This window comes from Campylobacter sp. CNRCH_2014_2452 (assembly GCF_025772865.1).
Classification (GTDB): Bacteria; Campylobacterota; Campylobacteria; order Campylobacterales; family Campylobacteraceae; genus Campylobacter_D; species Campylobacter_D lari_D.
Genome location: NZ_JAKMSX010000006.1, coordinates 90,727 through 110,302, shown reverse-complemented (window position 1 = coordinate 110,302; position 19,576 = coordinate 90,727). Strand labels below are relative to the sequence as shown.

Sequence of the window (19,576 nt, the reverse complement as noted above, 5' to 3'; positions counted from 1 at the left end):
AAAAAACAATGAAAAAAGGTTATTTTAAAGTAGATTTTGAGCGTAAAAATCCTCAAAATACTTATGAAAAATTCATACAAGTAATCAAGCGTTCTTTAAATACAGAGCTTTTTGTAGGTTTGTTTGTCGTATTAAGAGAAATGTTTAAAAAAAACAATAGCGCAACGATTAAATATCCTATGGAAAAAGTTGCTTTAGATGATAGATATCGTGCAGTTCATCGTTTGATGCGTTTTATTGAAAGTGAAAATGAATGTTGTATTGGTTGTGGCTTGTGTGAAAAAATTTGCATTAGTAATTGTATAAGAATGGAAACGAGTTTAAGTGAAGATGGACGCAAAAAGGTCGAAAATTATAGTATTAATTTAGGGCGTTGTATTTATTGTGGATTTTGTGCTGATGTTTGTCCTGAACTTGCCATTGTGCATGGTAAAGAATATGAAAATGCCGCAGAGCAAAGATCTTATTTTGGTCAAAAGGAAGATTTTTTAACCCCTATCGATGAGCTTAAAAATCAAGTGGTGTTTGAAGGAAGTGGTAGTTTAAGAAAAGATGCTGATGATTTAGTAAAGAAAACTCCAAATTATTATGAGATAGATTTGCAAAGACAGCAAGATGTTCCAAAGGAAGAAAATGTTTGAAACGATAGCTTTTTGTTTATTAAGTGTTTTGGTGTTGGGATTTTTTTTAATTAGTGTTTTAAGCACTAGCGTGCTTTATGCTATCAGTTCTTTGGCTGTGGCTATGGTTTTTTTAAGTGGATTTTATTTTTTACTTAATGCTGAATTTATTGGAGCAATTCAAATAATTGTTTACAGTGGAGCTATTTTAGGTCTTTATAGTTTTGCTATGATGTTTTTTGATGCTTCTATAAAAGTAAAAGAAAGTTTAAAAGGTAAAAGAATCTTCATTTTTGCTGTGATTTTTAGTGCTGTTTTATTAGTTAGTATTATTATGGGATATGAGTTTGGTTTAAATGAAACTAGTGAAGTTTATAGTCTTGATTCTACTCAGCAAATAGGCTTTGCTCTATTTACAAAATATATGCTTGCTTTTGAATTTATGGCAATTTTACTTTTAATAGCTTTAATTTGTGCTATAGCACTTACTCAAAAAAATATAAAAAAGGACGAACAATGATGTTAGAAAAATACTACATTGTGGCTATTTTGATGTTTATCATTGGTCTAATAGGTATCATAAAACGCCAAAATTTAATTATGCTTTTTATTTCAAGTGAAATTTTATTAAATGCTGCTAATTTGGCTTTAGTTACAGCAGGAGCTTCTCATAAAGACATAGAAGGTCAAATTTTTGCTTTATTTGTAATGGGAGTTGCAGCTTGTGAAGTAGCTGTTGGGATAGCGCTTTGTGTTTTATGGTATAGAAAAACAGGAACATTAGAGCTTAGCTCTTTAGCTGAAAAAGGAGAGATAAAATGCAAAATTTAGCTTTAATTGCACTTTTTTCTCCTTTGGCTTCAGCTGTTATTTTAGGTATTTTTGCTTTTAGTGCTAAGAAAATTATTTTAGGTTATTTAGCTTCTTTATTTATAGCTTTTTCAGCTTTTGCTTCAATTGTTTTATTAAATAATGGAGTACATTTTAATTTTGAACTTGGTACTTGGATATCTTTAGTAGATGTTAGTTTTGGTTTTAAAATAGACTCTATTACTTTGATTATGATGAATGTGGTAAGTATAGTAGCGACTTTTGTGCATTTATATAGTATATTTTATATGGAGCATGATGAAGGGTTTAATCGCTATTTTAGCTATTTGGGACTTTTTGTTTTTTCTATGATGTTTTTGATTATGAGTGATAATTTCTTAGGACTTTTCATAGGTTGGGAAGGTGTTGGACTTTGCTCATGGCTTTTGATAGGTTTTTGGTATCATAATGAAAAATACACTTTTGCTGCTAATGAAGCATTTATCATGAATAGAATTGCAGATTTGGCTTTGCTTTTAGGAATTTTCTTAATTTATATAGAATTTAACTCTTTAAAATATGATGAATTTTTTACCCTTTTATCTTTAGGGCATGAAAATGATGTGATTTTGATTTTAATAGCACTTTTACTTTTTGTAGGTGCTATGGGTAAATCAGCACAATTTCCTTTCCATACTTGGCTTGCTGATGCTATGGCAGGACCTACGCCAGTTTCAGCTCTAATCCATGCTGCTACTATGGTTACTGCGGGAGTTTATTTGGTAATTCGCGCAGGGGAGCTTTATTTACAAGTTCCTGAAGTAGGGTATTTTATCGCTATACTTGGAGCTTTTGTAGCGCTTTTTGCTGCTTCTATGGCCATGGTAGCTAAAGATTTAAAAAGAATTATTGCATATTCGACGCTTTCTCAACTTGGGTATATGTTTGTAGCAGCAGGTCTTGGAGCTTATGCAATAGCTTTATTTCATCTTGCAACTCATGCATTTTTTAAATCTTTATTATTCTTAGGTGCGGGTAATGTTATGCATGCTATGAATGATAAGCTTGACATTAGTAAAATGGGTGGACTTTATAAAAGTATGCGTTTTAGTGCTATTTTAATGCTTATAGGTTCTTTAGCTTTAGCAGGAATTTATCCTTTTGCAGGATTTTTCTCTAAAGATTTAATTTTAGGATTTTCTTTTATAAGCCATCATCATGGAATTTTTTTAGTACTTTTAATAGCAGCTTTTATGACAGCTTTTTATAGCTTTAGACTTTTAATGCTTGTATTTTTTACTCCAAAAAGACATGAAGAACATCCCCATGAAGCTAGTAAAATAGCTTTGCTTGCGATGAGTCCTTTGGCTTTACTTGCTATTATAGCAGGATTTTTTGAGCATAGCTTTATGGATTTTGTAAGTAAAAATTTAGCTTTTATTGATGGTCAAAATTCTTTAGTTATGATACTTGCAAGTGTTTCTGCGGTACTTGGAGTGCTTTTAGCTATCATAGCTTATTGGAAAAATTGGTTTAAACCATCACTTTCTAAAACAAGTATTTACAAACTTTTGTTTAATGAATACTACATACCAAAATTTTATCATCAATTTATTGTTAGTAAGTATGCTTTATTTTGTGAATTTTTAAGAAAAGCTGATAAAGAAATTTTAGATGCTTTGGTAGATAGTATTGCATTTTTCCTTAAAACATTTGCTAGGGTTCTTAGTATGGGTAAGGATTATTCTTTGGCTTTAAGAATTGTAGTTTTGGCTTTTGTGTGTTTATTTTGTTTAGCTTTGGCGGTGTAATATGCTCGGTTTATTAATGTTATTTCCATTTTTTGCGGCTTTTATAGCTTTATTTTTACAAAAAGAAGATAGCAAGTCCTTTGCTATTTTAGTTAGTTTTTTGATTTTAGTTTTTAATGTTTTTTTGTTATTTAACTACGATGGTGGCATGGCTTATGAATTTAGTTTAAATTCTTTGATAGTTAATTTTCACATAGGTGTAGATGCTATAGCGCTTTATTTAATATTACTTTGTTCTATTATGATTTTTTTATCTTTTATATGTTTGGATATTCAAGATAAAAGTGTTGTAATAAGTATATTTTTATTACAATTTTGCATTGTAGGACTTTTTGCTTCATTAGATGCTTTATTGTTTTATGTATTTTGGGAGTTTTCTCTTATACCGCTTATTTATTTAATAGGTAGATATTCAGATAATTATAAGGCAGGGATTAAATTTTTCATTTATGCATTTTGCGGTTCTATGCTTATGCTTTTAGCTATTATTTATGTGGGATTTTTGTATTATCAAAGTTTTGGATATTGGAGTTTTGATTTGTTAGCTTGGTATAAGAGTGAATTTTTTATACCTGAGAATGCACAAAATCTAATATTTGTAGGATTTTTTATTGCTTTTGCGATTAAAAGTCCTTTATTTCCTTTTCATACTTGGGCTCCAAAGGTTTATACCAAAAGTCCGACTTTAGTATCTGTAATGCTTGTAAGCTTTAAAATGGCGCCTTTTGGGTTTTTAAGATTTATTTTGCCTTTAGCGCCTGATACTTTGAATCATTATTATTCTTTACTTGCTATTTTATGTATAGTTGGAATTTTATATGCAGCCTTAATTGCTTTTAAAGCCAAGGATTTAAAAGAATTAATTGCTTATAGCTCAATTTCGCATTTGGGTGTGGTAATTTTAGGTATCGTAACTTTTACTTATAATGGGGTTAGTGGTTCTGTATTTTATATGTTTGCACATGGTATAGTAACAGGTGGCTTATTTTTAGCCGCTTATATGCTTTACAAAAGATATCATACTTTTGATTTAGACTTTTATAAAAATTTAGCTAAAACAGCCCCATTATTTAGCTTTTTCTTTGCAGTATTGTTGTTTTCATCTATTTCATTACCTTTGACTATTTCCTTTGTAGGTGAGTTTTTGATCTTGCAAGGTGTGGCAAGTGTAAATTTATGGTATGCATTATTTGCAGGCGGTGTAATCGTTTTAGGAGCTATTTATATGCTAAATATTTATAGAAATATGTTTTTTACTACTTGCGAAGAAGAAGTGTGCAGTAAATTTACGCTTAAAAAAGGTGAAATTTTTGTTTTAAGTATTTTAAGTGCATTAGTGATTTATTTAGGGGTAGCTCCAAGTGCTATGCTAGATCAAATTGCTTCTAATGTAAATAGTATTCTTGAAGTTATGCAAACAAGAAATATCGCCATAGAAAATCAAAAAATCATAGATAGTATAAGAGGTTTTTAATGAGTGGTTTTAGTTTAGAAAAATTAAATTTTGTATTATTATTTCCTGTGTTGTCATTGCTTTTTTGGGCTATTGTATTACTTTTATTGAGTGCGTTTAAAAAACTTTCTAGAAATTTTTATATAGGAGCAAGTGTTATAGCTTTGCTTAGCACTTTGTGTTTTTTATTGCTTTATAATGGTTTTGTTTTAGATGATTCTCATGCTTTTTTTGGTTTATTTGTAAGCGATAATTATGCAATTTTTGCACAAATAATTATTTTGTTTTTTTCTATGCTTTATTTGCTTATAGACAAAGATGAGCAAAGAGCAGAATTTTTTTCTTTATTTTTGCTTATGGTTGCTTCCTTAATATTAATGGTTTCAAGTACTAATTTGATTGTGATTTTCCTAGCTTTAGAAGGATCTTCTTTAGCTCTTTATACATTAATAGCATTAAGAGGAACTCATAATGCTATTAGTTCTAGCATAAAATATTTTGCCTTAGCTGCAGTAGGGGCTGGATTTTTTGTTTTTGCTTGTGCTTTTGTGTATTTAAAAACAAAGTCTTTGGATTTGGATAATTTATTGCATTCTGAATATATTTCAGATCCTATATTATTATGTGCTGGAGTAATGTTTTTGGTTATTGTTGGAGTAAAACTTTCTATCGCTCCTTTTCATTTTTGGCTAAAAGATGTATATTGTGGAGTTCATACAAATTTTATAGCTTTCATATCTATTGTTCCAAAAATTGCTATGATAATAGTAGTTTTAAGAATTTTTTCTGCTTTAGGCGGTGGAGTAAAATTTGAATACATAGTCGCATCGTTAGCAATTTTTTCTATGCTTGCTGTAAGCATAGTAGCTTTAATTCAAAAAGATGCAAAAAAAATGCTTGCATATAGCTCTATTACTCATTCTTCTTTTATATTGGCTGTTATTGTTTCTAGTATGAGTGTGAGTTCTCAAGGAGATGGAACTTCTTACCTGCTTTCAATTTTTGCCTTGTTCGTTTATTGGGTTTCTTTTGCTTTTGCAAACTATGGAATTTTTTTAATCTTAAGTTTATTTCAAAAAAGCTCATTTGAAAGTTTTTCTGGCTTATTTGATCAAAGACCCGTATTATCTATAATATTAGCTATGTTTATTTTATGTATAGCAGGAATTCCACCTTTTGGGATTTTTTGGGGTAAAATTTTAATTTTAGCTTCTATTTTAAATTCGGGCTATTATGTGCTTATATTTGCTATAGCTTTAAGTTCCATGATCATGCTTTATGCTTATTTGAAAATTTTAATTTATATCTTTTTTAAAAAAAGTCAATCTATAAAGAGTATAAATTTAGATATTAAGCAAAAGATTATTTTAAGTTTATGTTTTATCGGAAGCTTATCATGTGCGTTTTTGCTTTTGTGAAATAATATTGCTATAATCACGCTCATGATAAGGATTTTATTTTTATTATTATTAAGCATAAATTATATATTTTCTTTTGAGGTTATTGTTAATAAAGGGGAAGAACAAAATCGTCCCTTTACACTTTTGCATTTAAAAGATAATAAAGATTTTACTTGCAAGAGTATTTTTGAATTTGAAAAAACTCATTTTGAGTGTAATGTTTTGGGTGTTAGTAATATGCAATTTCAAAATAAAGAATTTGATGATTTTACAATTTATTTTGAAAAACACCAAACTTTTTTGACAATTAAAATATATCCTAAAATTTTAGCTAAAATGTTTAATTATTCTCAAGATATTTTTAATGCTAAAGAAATTCAAAGTCAAAATGGAGATACTTCTAAACATTTTGTGTTTATTTTTACTAAGGATTTAAGGTATTATAAACCTAGCGATGGACTTGATTTTGATATTTATTTCGATGATGCATTAATGCCTTATATTGGAGCATTGGATTTAAATTCTAATCCTATGGAAACTTCAAAAAGTGCAGATTTTAATGCATATTTTAATATCAAACAAGAATATGAAGCCAAAAAATACGATCAAGTTTTACGAGATGCTGTTAATGCTATTAAGCGTTATCAAGGTAGTGTATTTATGAATGAATTTGAGCTTTATAAATTAAGAGCGCAAAATAAGCTTTACACTTATGAGCTTGATAAAGATCAGCAAATTTTAGAGCAAATGCTAGATGATGCTAAAAGATGGGTGAGAACTTATATTAATGATAAAGATTATACGGAAGTAATGTATATCATGATGAGAGTTTATATGGGCTTATCTCAAAGGTCTAATGTTGATTATATTATTGATACTTTAAGTACTGAGCATAAAGATGATAAATATACCATAATTGCTTTACTTGATTATGCAGATTATTTATATCATTTGGGTAAAAAAAATATAGCAAATAATATTTATCAAGATGTATACTATTCTACTCCGAATGCAGATTTAGCTAGTAGAGCTGCTTTATTTTTGTCTAAAAATTATTTAGAAGCGCAAAATACAAAAGAAGCCAAGGAGTTAGCAAGTAAAATTTTAGAATCAAATCCTGAATTTTTTATGAGTGATTTAGAAAATTCTTTATCTTTAGCTAAGGCTTTTAGTAATCATAGAATTTATGATTTAAGTTCTAAAATTTATGAGTATATTTTTACGCATTTGACTAAAGTCGATAAAGAATATGAAAGAGTATTAAAAGATCTTTCTTTGGCTTTGTTAAATGCAAATGAACATACTAAAGCTCAAAAGTATTTAGATCTTTACACAGAAGATTTTCCTTTGGGTGAATATGTGAGTTTAATAAAAGAAGCTCAAGATAAAAATTTCTTATATTTAAAAGATAATAATGCAAGTTTTTTACATCAAAGATATGAAGAGATCATGCAAAAGTATGCTGGAGAAATTTCTAGTATGGCTTTATTTGATAATGTGAGATTATATTTTCAAGAAAAAAATTATGAAAAAGTTGTAAGTTATCAAAAAGACATAGAAAAATATTCCAACAAAGAAATCAAAAATCTTTTAGAACAAGCTGCTATCTTAGTTTTAGAACAAAATTTAAAAAATGATGAGTGCTTAGCTGCTGTTAAAATATATGATGATTTTAAGGTATATGATGTGGGAAATAAAATACAAAATAAAAAACAAATGCTTGAATGCTTTAAGCGTACTACTCGTATAGAAGAAGCTAAAAAATATATAGTTGAAAATGAAAATGATGATATTATTTTTTATAAACTCCAAAGTGCAGATTTGGCGCTTAAAGATAAGCGTTATCGTTTTGTTGTAAAAACAATTAATGATATTTTAAATACAAGAACTATTATTAGCGATGATGAAAAATTTGAAGCAAATTATATTAAATTTTTTGCTGAACTTAAATTGCAAGATTATAATGCCATGATAAGAACTTTGCAAAAACTAGAGCAATTTCCTATGAATTATCGTATGGTGGAATTATATTATGAGTTTTTGCGTTATTGTGAAAAAAATAATTTTCTAACAAGTATTTTAACTTATGCTCCAAAGGCTATTGATTATCAAAATTTAAAAGGAGTAAATCTTTTTAGTCCGGATTTAGAATTTATCTATATCAAAGCCTTAAAACAAAACAATCAAGCTCAACAAGCCTTAACTTTGTTTAAAGATTTGCTTGCTAATCCTTTAAAAGACGATGAGCGCGCAAGAGCTTTTTATATGCAAAGTAATATTTATGAAGATTTAAAAGATGTACAAAATCAAAAGCAAAGTTTGCAAAATTGTATAGATATTAACACAACAAGCAATTGGCAAAATTTATGTAAAGATAAATTAAATGTCTTAAACACTCAGCCTTGATGTTTTTTTAAAATATAAGCTTTTAAATTTTCATAAGCGTTTTGAAAATCTAAAATTTCTTTGTTGAATTTTTTATTAAAAGTTCTTTGTCTTTTGGCAAGTTGTCTTGTGTGAATGATGATGAGTTCTTCAAGCTCGTTTAAATTTATTTTTTTATCTAAAAAATCTTTACATTCTTTCAAGCCTATGGAATTTAGTGCTTTTAAATGATGATCATAGTTACTATATAGCATTTTAGCTTCATCTATTAAACCCTCATCAAGCATATTTTTAGTGCGTTTAATAATGCGTTTTTCCAAAAGATCTTTTTGCCAAGAAATTTCAAAAATATCAAGTTTTTTAATTAAAGCTTCTTGTTTTGTTTCTTTTAAAACTTCGCTTGGGATTTTATTAGTTTGCTCATAAATTCCAAGCCATTTTTTTAAGCGATAGGTGTCGTTTTTTTCTATTTTGGCATGTGGATCAGTTTTTATCATTAAATGATAAATTTCATCATTACTTAGCGTGCTTTGACTTTCTTTGAAATTTTCACTCAAGCCATCCATTAAAGCTTTTAAATAAAAACTAGTTCCACCTGTAATAATTAACATTTGATTGTTTTTTTGAGCAAAGGCTTTTGCTTTTTTGTATTCTTCAAAAAATAAAGCAATGTTAAAATGCTCATTAACATTTAATAAATTTATTCCAAAATAATCAAGCTCATCTAAGGTTTTTTGCTCTGTTTTGGCTGAAGCGATGTTGATTTGTTTATACACACAAAGACTATCAAGGCTTAAAATACTTGCATTAAATTCATAAGCTAGTTTGTTAGCAAGTTCTGTTTTGCCACTTGCAGTAGTTCCAATAAGAGCAAATTCAAAAAACATCGTAAAAATATCCTAAATTTAAAATTATTTTAGTAAAATCATAACAAAAATATACTATAAAGAGAAAAAATGCCTTTATTAAAAGAAAAATTAAAAGATATTTTGGACTTGATTGTTTTTAAGCATTCTATTTTTGCTTTACCATTTTTGTTTGTTTCTATGATTGTAGCTTCTGTTATTTTAAATGATAGCACTTGGTTTGGTTTTAAAGCTTTGTTTTTGGGTGTTATTTGCGCGGTAAGTGCAAGAAATTTTGCAATGGCAATCAATCGTTTGATGGATGAAGACATTGATAAAAACAATCCAAGATGTGCAAATAGACCTAATATCGATGGTCGTATAGGTAAAACTAGCATTTTACTTTTTATTATTTTAAATGCTATTATTTTTGTTTTGGCAAGTTATTTTATCAACAAACTAGCCTTTGCTCTTTCTTTGCCGGTATTGTTTATTTTAGCTATTTATTCAGCCTTTAAAAGATTTTCATCCCTAGCGCATTTAGTATTAGGATTTTGCTTAGGACTTGCTCCTATTGCAGGCAGTATTGTGGTTTTGGGAAGTATTGAAATTTATAGTGTTATTTTGTGTTTGGGTGTTACTTTTTGGACAGCTGGTTTTGATTTACTTTATGCTTTGCAAGATATGGAGTATGATAAAAAGACAGGCTTGCACTCTATACCTGCTAAATTTGGGCTTGAAGCAACCTTGTTCATCTCAGCATTTTGTCATGTTTTAGCAGTGCTTTTTTGGTTTTTATTTGTTTGGGTAGCTCCAACAGGAAATATTGCATTTTTAGGTGTGATTGTTAGTGCTGTTATTTTATTTTTTGAGCACCGCATTGTTAGAAAGAATTTTGCAAAAATTGACAAAGCATTTTTTACTTTAAATGGGTATTTAAGTATAGTCTTTTTTATTTTTATATGGGTTGATCTTTTATGGAGATGAAATTTTTTAAAAGCTCTTTGGAATTAGAATTTGAAGAGAGCAAAGAAAGATATGAAGAGTTTTTGCAAGAATATGTTTCAAGTAATAATTATGTCAATTTAAGCAAATGGAAAAAGCTTGCTTCAAGGGTAGAATTTAGCGAGGGTGAGCAGTTGATTTTTGATTTGCTTATGGATTTAAAGCAAGAATTGTATTTGATAAAAAATGATATTAATAAAACAAAATTATTTGTTAATTTAAAATATAAATCTTTTGTGATTGGGGTAAATTTTACACATATTCAATTTAAAGATAGGTGTTTAATGCAAGATGAAGATTATTATGCTAGATTTAATTTAAATGGTCAAAAAATTAGTATTTTTTTTAAAGCATTAAATGAGAATGAAGCAAAAATCACGCAAATAAAAGCAGAAGATGAGCTTGTGTATGATAATTTTGTAGCAAATATGCAAAGAGCAATGATTAAAATTTTAAAGGAGCAAGAAAATGGATAGTGATTTATTATTGTGGCTAGTTGTAGCTTTATTAATTTTTGCTATGTTTGCTTATATGATGATTAAAGAAAAAGAAAGTATTGTTAAGATTAATGAGCTTGGTAAAATGATAGAAGATTTAAATAAACAATATCATTATTTAAAAAAAGAAAGTTTAGATGAGCAAGAGCAAGAAAAAGAAGAAATAGACACTGAAGCCATAAGAGAAGAATTAAAAGAAGAGCTTTTGCAGGTGCTAGAACAAAAAATCAATCAAAATATTATTCCTATTTTAAGTGCTTTAAAAGAAGTGGAAGAAGTAATTGAAGAATTTCAAAGTGAGCAAAAAAATCGTTTATTAAATTTAGAACAAAAAACTCAAAGTATTACAAAATTAAGCCCAAGCTATGATAATGAAGAGCAAAAAGTTATAGAACTTTTTAATCAAAAAAAATCCATAGAGCAAATTGCCAAAGATTTGCGTATAGGTATGGGCAGGGTTGAGCTTATTTTAAAATTTAATAAATTATTATAAAGGCCTTTGATGTTAGTAGATAGCTATGGAAGAGTGATTGATTATTTAAGAATTTCAGTAACACAAAGATGTAATTTTCGTTGCCTTTATTGTATGCCAAAAACTCCATTTGAATGGAGTGCTAAGGAAAATCTTTTATCATTTGAAGAACTTTTTATGTTTGTTAAAGTTTGCATTGATGAAGGAGTTAAGAAAATTCGTATTACAGGTGGTGAGCCTTTAGTAAGAAAAGATTTGCATAAATTTATTGCTATGATTAGTGAGTATAAGCAAGATATAGATCTAGCGCTTACTACTAATGCTTCTTTATTAAAACAACAAGCAAAGGATTTAAAACAAGCGGGCTTAAAAAGAATTAACATCTCTTTGGATACTTTAAAAGAAGAAGTGGCCTTTAAATTAGCTCAAAAAAACATACTCAAAGATGTGTTAAATGGTATTAATGAGGCTTTAGAATTAGGTTTTAATATTAAATTTAACACCGTAGCTCTTAAAGGGATTAATGATAGTGAATTTATCGATCTTTTAGAATTTGCTAAAGCACGCAAAAGCCAAATTCGCTTTATAGAATTTATGGAAAATTATCATGCTTATGGAGATTTAAAAGGCTTGAAATCAACAGAAATTTTAAATATCATTGCTCAAAAGTATTCTTTTAAACAAGGACAAAAAAGTCCAAATGCACCTGCGACTATTTATGAACTTGAAGATGGGTATGAGTTTGGCATTATTGATCCACATAGCCATGATTTTTGTGATAGTTGTAACCGTATAAGGCTTTCAGCCGAAGGGCTTTTAATACCTTGTTTATATTATGATGAGGCTTTAAGCATTAAAAAAGCTATACGCAATAAAGACATAGCAAGTGCTTGTGAAGTTTTAAAAACCGTGATAAAAAATAAATCAGAAAAAAATAGATGGGCAGAAAATGAAGCCAATCAAAGTTCCACAAGAGCCTTTTATCAAACAGGTGGATAATGGAAGTTGTTGAAACTTTTTTAAGCTTGCAAGGTGAGGGAAAATATAGTGGAAATTTGGCTATATTTGTAAGATTTGCCGGGTGTAATTTTAACTGCGCAGGCTTTGGAATAAAAAAAGAAAAAGATTCTAAAATACTTTTGGGCTGTGATACTATAAGAGCTGTTTTTACTAAAGAATTTAAAACTTGTTATAAAACATATACTTCAACAAAGCTTTTTGATGAGGTTTTGAAGCTAGTAAATTCACACAAAGCTATAGTTGTAATTACCGGTGGTGAGCCTTTGTTAAATTATCAAAATAAAGATTTTTTGTGTTTTATAAATTTACTTTTAGAAAATGACTTTAAAGTGCATTTTGAAACAAATGCAAGTATTGAAATTGATTTTGAAAAATATCCTTTGTATAAAAAATGCTATTTTGCTTTAGGAGTAAAGCTTAGCAATAGTGGGGTTAAAAAAGAAAAAAGAATTAATGAAAAAGCCTTAAAAGCTTTTAAATACTACGCTAAGGATAGCTTTTACAAATTTGTTTTAGATAAGGATTTTTTACAAGAAAATAAAGCCTTAGAAGAAATCAATGAAATTTTACAAGTTTGTGAAAATGAGGTGTTTTGTATGCCTATGGGGTCAAATGAAGAAGAAATTTCTAAAAATGCCTTAAGTGTTGCTGAATTTTGTATAAAAAATGGATATAATTACTCTGATAGATTGCATATTAGAATTTGGGGAGATAAAGAAGGCGTATGATTATTAGAAAAATGTTTGAATTTGAAAATGCTCATATTGTTAGATTTTGTAGCTCCAAGCGATGTAAAACAAGCATACACGGTCACTCTTATAAGGTAGAAATTTTACTTGAGAGTAAATACCTTGACAATGCTGGAATGGTGTATGATTTTGGCTTGTTAAAAGATGAGATAAAACAAATTATTGATAGTTTTGATCATGCTATTACGCTTTTTAAAGATGATGATAAAGTTTATTTAGAAGATATGAAAAAACATTCACAAAGATGGGTAAGTTTACCTGTGAATGTAAGTGCAGAAAATTTTGTACGCATATTTTTTGTACTGATTGATACTTTGCTTTTAAAGACTAAGATGGTCAATGGTGAGCAAGGTGTTAGTTTAAAAAGCATTATTGTACATGAAACAAGAACAGGTTATGCGCAAGGTTTTAGAGAAGATGCTTATAGTGAATTTTTACCAAAGATTGATTTGGCAGATATTGACTTTTCGCAAGCTATAAGAGATGAATGGAAAGATAAAGATTTTTTTGAAAAACTTCAAGATGTAAATTTTGTTTTTATCAATCAAAAGGAGGTGTAATGAAAAAGATTTTATTGATTGTGCCAATATTGCTTTTTATGGCTTGTTCAAATCAAGAGAATAAAAATATAAAAAAAGAAATACAAACCGAGCAAGTTCAGATTGAACAAAGTGATTCTAATGTCATTATAGATGATGAAACACTTCCTATACCTGTTGATGATGATATACAAGATGAAAATAATACACAAGGACAATAATGGATCAAAGTTATGAATTTTTTTTAGCATTGCATGTGTATAGTTTATATACAAATGGTTTTTTAATGTTGTTTTATTTGTATTTGACTCAAAGTAACTTCTCACAAGAATTTATCTTTATAAAAAGAATTCGTCTATTTTTGCCAATTTATTATTTGTTTTTAGCAATTACACTTTTTACTGGAAGTTTGTTATGGGCTTTAAAGCATTTTGAATTTAATTTCTATGTGCTTTCTATGTGGTTTTGTTGGATTTTGATTTTTGCTTTGGCTATTTATCAATTTGTTTTATTTAAAAAAGCAAGATTGTTTAAACGCTATGCTAAATTTAGATTTTTAAGTTTTTTTATTTTGTGTTTGGGTATATTCTTACTTTTTGTACCTTATTTACTTAAGAGGTTTTATTTTTAATGCAATTTTTATATCACCCACAAAGTGGTACTGCAAGTTTAGAGCTAGAAAATGAAGCCTTTTTGCACTTAAAGGCTCGAAGAATTAAAGTGAGTGATAAAATTATATTAAAGAATTTGAAAGATTTTTATACTTACACTTATGAATGCATAGAGCTTTCTAGACGCTCTTGTGTATTAAATTTACTTGACAAAAAAGAAGAAAAACAAGAATTAAAAACATATATACACTTAGCTTTGGCGGTGATTGATCCAAAGGTTATAGAAAAAACTTTACCTTTTTTAAATGAACTTGGAGTAGCAAAACTTTCTTTTGTGTATATGGAATACTCGCAAAAAAATTTTAAATTAGATTTTAAAAGAATGGAAAAAATTCTTATAGAATCATCCCAGCAATGCGGTCGTGCTTCTTTAATGGAACTTGAAAGTTTTGATGATTTTAAAAAATTTCAGCAAGCTTATGAAAATATTGTTTTGATAGATTTTGAAGGTGAAGATTTGATGAATTTTGATCCCGGTAGGTATGTATTTTTGGTTGGGGCTGAAGGCGGATTTTCGCAAAAAGAAAGAGAAATAAATATAAAAAGAGCAAAATTACAAGCCAACTATATACTTAAAGCACAAACAGCACTTATAGGGGTTGCTTCAAAATTTATAATTTAAAAGCATGCTTAAATTTAGCTATTTTTTATATAAAAATCTATATAATTACGCCTTAATGTTTTGAAAAAGGATAAACAATGAAGAAAGAAATTCACCCAGAATATGTAGAGTGTAAAGTTAGTTGTGCTTGTGGAAATTCTTTTACTACTAAGTCAAATAAATCAGAAATTAAAGTTGATATTTGTTCAAGCTGCCACCCATTCTTTACAGGTAGTGAAAAAATCGTAGATGCTGCGGGTCGTGTAGAGAAATTTAAGAAAAAATACGCAATGCAATAATGTTATATTTTATTCCTACGCCCATAGGAAATTTAAACGATATTTCTTTTCATTCTTTAGAAATTTTACAAAAATGCAAGCTCTTTTTATGTGAAGATACAAGAGTTTGCAAATCTTTAATTCATCTTCTTAATGAAAAATTTAATTTAGAAATAAAGCCTGATAAATATATAGCTTTACATACTCATAATGAAAAAGATTTTTTAGCAAAAATAGATGAGGATTTTTTTAAACAAGATATTGCATATTTAAGTGATGCAGGTATGCCAGGTATTAGCGATCCGGGGCAATTTTTAATCGAATATGCTATTAAAAACAATATTGACTATGAAGTCTTAACAGGATCAAATGCTGCTTTGCTTGCATTGGTTTCAAGTGCATTTTGTAAAAAAGAATTTATTTTTATGGGTTTTTTGGCCAATAAAAATCCTCAAAGACAAAAAGATATTGAAAATTTAATGCTTAATCCTTATCCTAGTATAGTTTATGAAGCACCCACTAGAATACTTAATTTAGTAGAAGAAATTAGTAAAATTGATCCTTTAAGAGAAATTTTTATCATAAAAGAAGCAACAAAGAAATTTGAAACTAAATTTAGAGCAGAAGCTTTAGAGGTTTTGGAAAAATTAAAAACAATGGATTTACGCGGTGAATGGTGTGCAGTGGTAAATGCTAAAGAAAAGCAATTTCATCAAAACACCTTGTGTGAGCAAGATATTTATGAGCTTGATTTATCTTTAAAGGCAAAGGCAAAACTTCTTTCGAAAATCAATGCAAAATCTCCAAAAGAAAATTATCAAAAACTGCTTTTAAGTTGAATTTGGTTATTATTTAAAAATGATAGTTTATGGTAAGCAAGTGTTTTTTTATATCTTAGAAAAGCATGAAGAAAAAATTAAAGAAATTTATTTGGCAAAAGAATGTGAAAAAGCTGATTTTTCAAAAATAACAAGGGCATCAAAAAAAATTAAAAAGCTTGATTTTAAAACCGCACAAAGCTTAGCAAGAGGTGGAAATCATCAAGGTTTTTTAATGGAAATTGATGAATTTGAATTTAGCTCTTTTGAGAGTTTAAAAGAAAAAGATTTTATAGTTATTTTATATAATATTAGCGATGTTGGAAATATAGGTGCTATCGTGCGTAGTGCTTATGCTTTAGGTGCTGATGGGGTTATTTTGGTAGCTAAAAGCGTGGCTATGGATGGAGTTATTCGTGCAAGTAGTGGAGCAGCTTTAGATATGGAAATAGTCTTAAATGATGATATTTTAAGCATGATAAATGAGTTAAAACAAAAAGGTTTTTATATCTATGCTAGTGCAAGCGGAGGTAGTGATATACATACTATCAAGGCCAAAGATAAAAAAGTTTTGATTATGGGAAGTGAAGGTTTTGGTATAGCGCCAAAGGTACTTAAAAAATGCGATGAGTGCGTAGGTATAAAAATGCACAATGATTTTGATAGTTTAAATGTTAGTGCAGCATTTGCAATACTTTGCGATAGGATGAAAAATGGATAGTTGGAAAAAATTAGAAGATTTAAATTTGTTAGAAGTTCAAAAAAGAACACAAATAGAAATAGCTTGTCTTGAATATATCATTAAGAAAGATTTTAAGTCTTTATCTCGCTTTAATGTAAATGGCTTTATTAAAATTTTACAAAGAGAGTATGAGCTTGACTTTTCTAATTTTTTAGAAGAATATCATGTCTATTTAGAAGAAAATGGTATTGAGAAAAAAAATCATGTGCATATTTCACCTAGAATGAACTCATATACCAAAGAAAGCTCAAGTGTATGGTATATTGTGATTATAGTAGTAGTACTTTTGATAGTAGCTTTGGCCTGGGGTGTTTCAAGATTTTTTCAAAGTTCTACTTTAGATGAAAATACCACCAATGTATTAAATCAAGAGCAGGTTGTTTTAGAAGAAAAAGTTGATGAAAATGAAACACCAGTTCTTAATTTTTTTGCTGATGATGCTATGGAAAATAATGAAACAAACGCGACTATTTTAGAACCAATAAGCGAGAACAATAATACAGAAAAAACATTAGAAGATAATGCTAGCTCAAATATGCCTGAAGAAAATATCATTTTACTCAATGAAAGCATTATAAAACCAAGTGCAGAGCTTTGGCTTGGTATGGTGGATTTAAAAACTTTTAGAAAGAGCTCTTTAACTATTAAAAATGATTATGTTTTACCTTTGGATAAAGATATGTTAATTACCACAGGCCACGCTGCTTTTAGCTTAAACGATGAAAATAATAATACTTTAGAGTTTAAAAACGGTGTGTCTAAATTTTTAATGATTAAAGATGGTAAAATCAAACAAATTACAAAAGCTGAATTTATCAAAGAAAATAGAGGAAAATTATGGTAAGAATTTTAATATTTTCCATTTTTTTTACTCTTAACGCTTTTGCACTAAGTGCTTTAGAAGTTGCAAAACATATTGTTAATGATAATTCTAAAGATGCAAAATTAGAGCTCTTGCTTGCAAGGAATGATTATAAAGATGAACGCGGAAATGTAGATATTTACACTATTTCTCAAATTTTAAAAACTAATTCTTTGGCAAATTTTATATTAAATGAGCCAAAAACTCTAACTTTTAGTTTTAAAGCTCAAGCTGATTCTGTTTTATTTTTTAAAACTATTAATGATACTTTAAACGAATTAGGCTATGTGTATTTTATACCAACTGAATTAACTTTAAGGGAAAATTATATCACCTATAAGTTAGCTGTAGATTCTCAATATATGCTTGATCCAGGAGTTTTCTATAAAGCCTTGTTATCAAGCTCTGTTTTTATTAAAGATATTTCTAAAATTTCAGAATTAAATTATGAGTATGAGCTAGATTTTTCAAAAGCAAAACCTAAAGTCAATACTCAAATTCCACTAAATACCATCACTCAATTAAATAAGCCTTTAAGGGAATATATTGTTGATTTACAAGGAGCAAAAAGCATAGAGCTTAGTGCGCACAATCTTGATTCTTGGTTTTGTAAAATTCAATTTTTAGATAAAAATTTAAATTTTATTCAAGGCATAGAAAACACACACAAACAAAATGAAATTAATATAAATATCCCATTGGGTGCAAAATATGCTATCATTGGCGATATGTTTAGCCTTGATAACATAAAAAGGGGTTTAAAAATTTACTTAAGACGCTAAAAAGGATGGAAAATGTTTGAAGAAATTCATTTTAATACCATAGAAAGACTTCCAAATTATGTTTTTGCTGAAGTTAATGCGATTAAAATGGCAGCAAGAAGAGCAGGGGAGGATATAATAGATTTTTCTATGGGAAATCCTGATGGTAAAACTCCTCAACACATTATAGATAAACTTTGTGAAAGTGCAAATAAAGAAAAAACTTCTGGTTATTCTGCTTCGAGTGGAATTTATAAACTAAGACTTGCAATTTGTAATTGGTATAAAAGAAAATACGATGTTGATTTAGATCCTGAAAGTGAAGTAGTTGCAACGATGGGCTCTAAAGAAGGCTTTGTAAATTTAGCAAGAGCTGTTATTAACCCAGGAGATGTAGCTATTGTACCTACACCCGCTTATCCTATACACACTCAAGCTTTTATCATAGCAGGTGGTAATGTAGCAACTATGAATTTTGATTTTAATGAAAATTATGAATTAAATGAAAATACTTTTTTTGAAAATTTACAAAAAACACTACATGAAAGTATTCCGCGTCCAAAATATGTAGTAGTAAATTTTCCGCACAATCCTACAACAGTCACTGTGGAAAGAAGTTTTTATGAGAGATTAGTTGCAATGGCAAAAAAAGAAAGATTTTATATTATTTCTGATATTGCTTATGCAGATTTGACTTTTGGTTCTTATAAAACCCCTTCTATTTTTGAAGTTGAAGGTGCTAAAGATGTAGCGGTGGAAACTTATACACTTTCAAAGTCTTACAATATGGCAGGTTGGCGTGTAGGTTTTGTAGTGGGTAATAAACGCTTAATTGCGGCTTTGAAAAAAATCAAGTCTTGGTTTGATTATGGTATGTATACTCCTATACAAGTTGCTGCTACTATAGCTTTAGATGGAGATCAAACTTGTGTTGAAGAGATTAAGGCAACTTATGCAAAAAGATTAGAAGTCTTGCTTGATTCATTTTTTCAGGCAGGATGGGAGCTGAAAAAACCTAATGCAAGTATGTTTGTTTGGGCAAAACTCCCTCAAAGTAAAGCTCACCTTGGAAGTATGGAATTTTCTAAACAGCTTTTGCAAAAAGCAAATGTAGCGGTAAGTCCTGGAGTTGGTTTTGGTGAAGCGGGTAATGAGTATGTTAGAATAGCTTTAATAGAAAATGAAAATCGCATTCGTCAAGCAGCAAGAAATATAAAAAAATATTTAAGAGAATAAA

Annotated in this window: 23 protein-coding genes; 22 read left to right on the top strand and 1 reads right to left on the bottom strand. The window is 28.6% G+C overall.

What is annotated here, in order from left to right; translation table 11 throughout:
- Positions 1 to 8: 8 nt before the first annotated feature.
- From nuoI to L8X38_RS05600, 7 genes are read left to right on the top strand one after another with little or no spacing between them, the layout of a single operon-like run.
- Positions 9 to 641, top strand: a complete 633-nt coding sequence (gene nuoI, locus L8X38_RS05630; RefSeq protein WP_263661511.1) for an NADH-quinone oxidoreductase subunit NuoI — start codon at positions 9 to 11, stop codon at positions 639 to 641.
- Positions 634 to 1,140 (top strand): NADH-quinone oxidoreductase subunit J, encoded by a 507-nt coding sequence (locus L8X38_RS05625; RefSeq protein WP_263661510.1) that lies wholly within the window; start codon positions 634 to 636, stop codon positions 1,138 to 1,140. The genes nuoI and L8X38_RS05625 overlap by 8 nt, the downstream gene beginning before the upstream one ends.
- Positions 1,140 to 1,451, top strand: coding sequence for an NADH-quinone oxidoreductase subunit NuoK (nuoK, locus tag L8X38_RS05620; RefSeq protein WP_087699810.1), 312 nt, complete (start codon positions 1,140 to 1,142; stop codon positions 1,449 to 1,451). Before L8X38_RS05625 ends, nuoK begins: the two co-directional genes overlap by 1 nt.
- A complete protein-coding gene (nuoL, locus tag L8X38_RS05615) occupies positions 1,439 to 3,241 on the top strand; it encodes an NADH-quinone oxidoreductase subunit L (protein ID WP_263661509.1) in 1,803 nt (600 codons plus the stop codon). The genes nuoK and nuoL overlap by 13 nt, the downstream gene beginning before the upstream one ends.
- 1 nt (position 3,242) lies before the next feature.
- Entirely contained in the window at positions 3,243 to 4,715 is a 1,473-nt protein-coding gene (locus L8X38_RS05610; protein WP_263659531.1) for a complex I subunit 4 family protein, read from the top strand.
- Positions 4,715 to 6,112, top strand: a complete 1,398-nt coding sequence (locus L8X38_RS05605; RefSeq protein WP_263661508.1) for an NADH-quinone oxidoreductase subunit N — start codon at positions 4,715 to 4,717, stop codon at positions 6,110 to 6,112. Before L8X38_RS05610 ends, L8X38_RS05605 begins: the two co-directional genes overlap by 1 nt.
- 24 nt (positions 6,113 to 6,136) lie before the next feature.
- Positions 6,137 to 8,500, top strand: coding sequence for a tetratricopeptide repeat protein (locus L8X38_RS05600; RefSeq protein ID WP_220566538.1), 2,364 nt, complete (start codon positions 6,137 to 6,139; stop codon positions 8,498 to 8,500).
- Here L8X38_RS05600 and miaA read toward each other — a convergent pair.
- Complete coding sequence (gene miaA, locus L8X38_RS05595) at positions 8,491 to 9,366, bottom strand: tRNA (adenosine(37)-N6)-dimethylallyltransferase MiaA (RefSeq protein WP_220566539.1); 876 nt, start codon at positions 9,364 to 9,366, stop codon at positions 8,491 to 8,493. The two genes, L8X38_RS05600 and miaA, sit on opposite strands and share 10 nt — an antisense overlap.
- A gap of 69 nt (positions 9,367 to 9,435) precedes the next feature.
- On the opposite strand from miaA, the gene mqnP reads away from it, so the two are divergent.
- The 15 genes from mqnP (at position 9,436) to L8X38_RS05520 (ending at position 19,575) form a co-directional block, all read left to right on the top strand.
- Complete coding sequence (mqnP, locus tag L8X38_RS05590) at positions 9,436 to 10,311, top strand: menaquinone biosynthesis prenyltransferase MqnP (protein WP_263660452.1); 876 nt, start codon at positions 9,436 to 9,438, stop codon at positions 10,309 to 10,311.
- Entirely contained in the window at positions 10,308 to 10,805 is a 498-nt protein-coding gene (locus L8X38_RS05585) for a hypothetical protein (protein WP_263659526.1), read from the top strand. The genes mqnP and L8X38_RS05585 overlap by 4 nt, the downstream gene beginning before the upstream one ends.
- On the top strand, positions 10,798 to 11,319 hold the full coding sequence (locus L8X38_RS05580; RefSeq protein WP_133319486.1) for a DUF6115 domain-containing protein: 522 nt from the start codon (positions 10,798 to 10,800) through the stop codon (positions 11,317 to 11,319). The genes L8X38_RS05585 and L8X38_RS05580 overlap by 8 nt, the downstream gene beginning before the upstream one ends.
- Before the next feature lie 9 nt (positions 11,320 to 11,328).
- Positions 11,329 to 12,297: a GTP 3',8-cyclase MoaA gene (gene moaA, locus L8X38_RS05575; protein WP_263661507.1), complete on the top strand. Its 969-nt coding sequence runs from the start codon at positions 11,329 to 11,331 to the stop codon at positions 12,295 to 12,297.
- On the top strand, positions 12,297 to 13,046 hold the full coding sequence (locus L8X38_RS05570; protein ID WP_263661506.1) for a 7-carboxy-7-deazaguanine synthase QueE: 750 nt from the start codon (positions 12,297 to 12,299) through the stop codon (positions 13,044 to 13,046). Before moaA ends, L8X38_RS05570 begins: the two co-directional genes overlap by 1 nt.
- Positions 13,043 to 13,627: a 6-pyruvoyl trahydropterin synthase family protein gene (locus L8X38_RS05565; RefSeq protein ID WP_263661505.1), complete on the top strand. Its 585-nt coding sequence runs from the start codon at positions 13,043 to 13,045 to the stop codon at positions 13,625 to 13,627. The genes L8X38_RS05570 and L8X38_RS05565 overlap by 4 nt, the downstream gene beginning before the upstream one ends.
- The gene (locus L8X38_RS05560) at positions 13,627 to 13,827 is read left to right on the top strand and encodes a cytochrome C (protein WP_133319490.1); all 201 of its coding nucleotides are present in this window, start codon (positions 13,627 to 13,629) and stop codon (positions 13,825 to 13,827) included. The genes L8X38_RS05565 and L8X38_RS05560 overlap by 1 nt, the downstream gene beginning before the upstream one ends.
- On the top strand, positions 13,827 to 14,237 hold the full coding sequence (locus L8X38_RS05555) for a hypothetical protein (protein WP_220566545.1): 411 nt from the start codon (positions 13,827 to 13,829) through the stop codon (positions 14,235 to 14,237). Before L8X38_RS05560 ends, L8X38_RS05555 begins: the two co-directional genes overlap by 1 nt.
- Entirely contained in the window at positions 14,237 to 14,899 is a 663-nt protein-coding gene (locus tag L8X38_RS05550) for a 16S rRNA (uracil(1498)-N(3))-methyltransferase (protein WP_263661504.1), read from the top strand. The genes L8X38_RS05555 and L8X38_RS05550 overlap by 1 nt, the downstream gene beginning before the upstream one ends.
- Before the next feature lie 77 nt (positions 14,900 to 14,976).
- A complete protein-coding gene (rpmE, locus tag L8X38_RS05545) occupies positions 14,977 to 15,177 on the top strand; it encodes a 50S ribosomal protein L31 (protein ID WP_039664588.1) in 201 nt (66 codons plus the stop codon).
- Positions 15,177 to 15,995, top strand: a complete 819-nt coding sequence (gene rsmI, locus L8X38_RS05540) for a 16S rRNA (cytidine(1402)-2'-O)-methyltransferase (RefSeq protein ID WP_263660455.1) — start codon at positions 15,177 to 15,179, stop codon at positions 15,993 to 15,995. Before rpmE ends, rsmI begins: the two co-directional genes overlap by 1 nt.
- 19 nt (positions 15,996 to 16,014) lie before the next feature.
- Positions 16,015 to 16,695 carry a 23S rRNA (guanosine(2251)-2'-O)-methyltransferase RlmB gene (gene rlmB, locus L8X38_RS05535; protein WP_263660456.1) on the top strand — a complete coding sequence of 227 codons (681 nt, stop codon included), beginning with the start codon at positions 16,015 to 16,017 and terminating at the stop codon, positions 16,693 to 16,695.
- Positions 16,688 to 17,560: a hypothetical protein gene (locus tag L8X38_RS05530; protein ID WP_133319495.1), complete on the top strand. Its 873-nt coding sequence runs from the start codon at positions 16,688 to 16,690 to the stop codon at positions 17,558 to 17,560. The genes rlmB and L8X38_RS05530 overlap by 8 nt, the downstream gene beginning before the upstream one ends.
- Positions 17,554 to 18,360 carry a hypothetical protein gene (locus tag L8X38_RS05525; protein WP_263661503.1) on the top strand — a complete coding sequence of 269 codons (807 nt, stop codon included), beginning with the start codon at positions 17,554 to 17,556 and terminating at the stop codon, positions 18,358 to 18,360. The genes L8X38_RS05530 and L8X38_RS05525 overlap by 7 nt, the downstream gene beginning before the upstream one ends.
- 12 nt (positions 18,361 to 18,372) lie before the next feature.
- Positions 18,373 to 19,575, top strand: a complete 1,203-nt coding sequence (locus L8X38_RS05520) for an LL-diaminopimelate aminotransferase (RefSeq protein WP_220566550.1) — start codon at positions 18,373 to 18,375, stop codon at positions 19,573 to 19,575.
- Position 19,576: the final 1 nt, after the last annotated feature.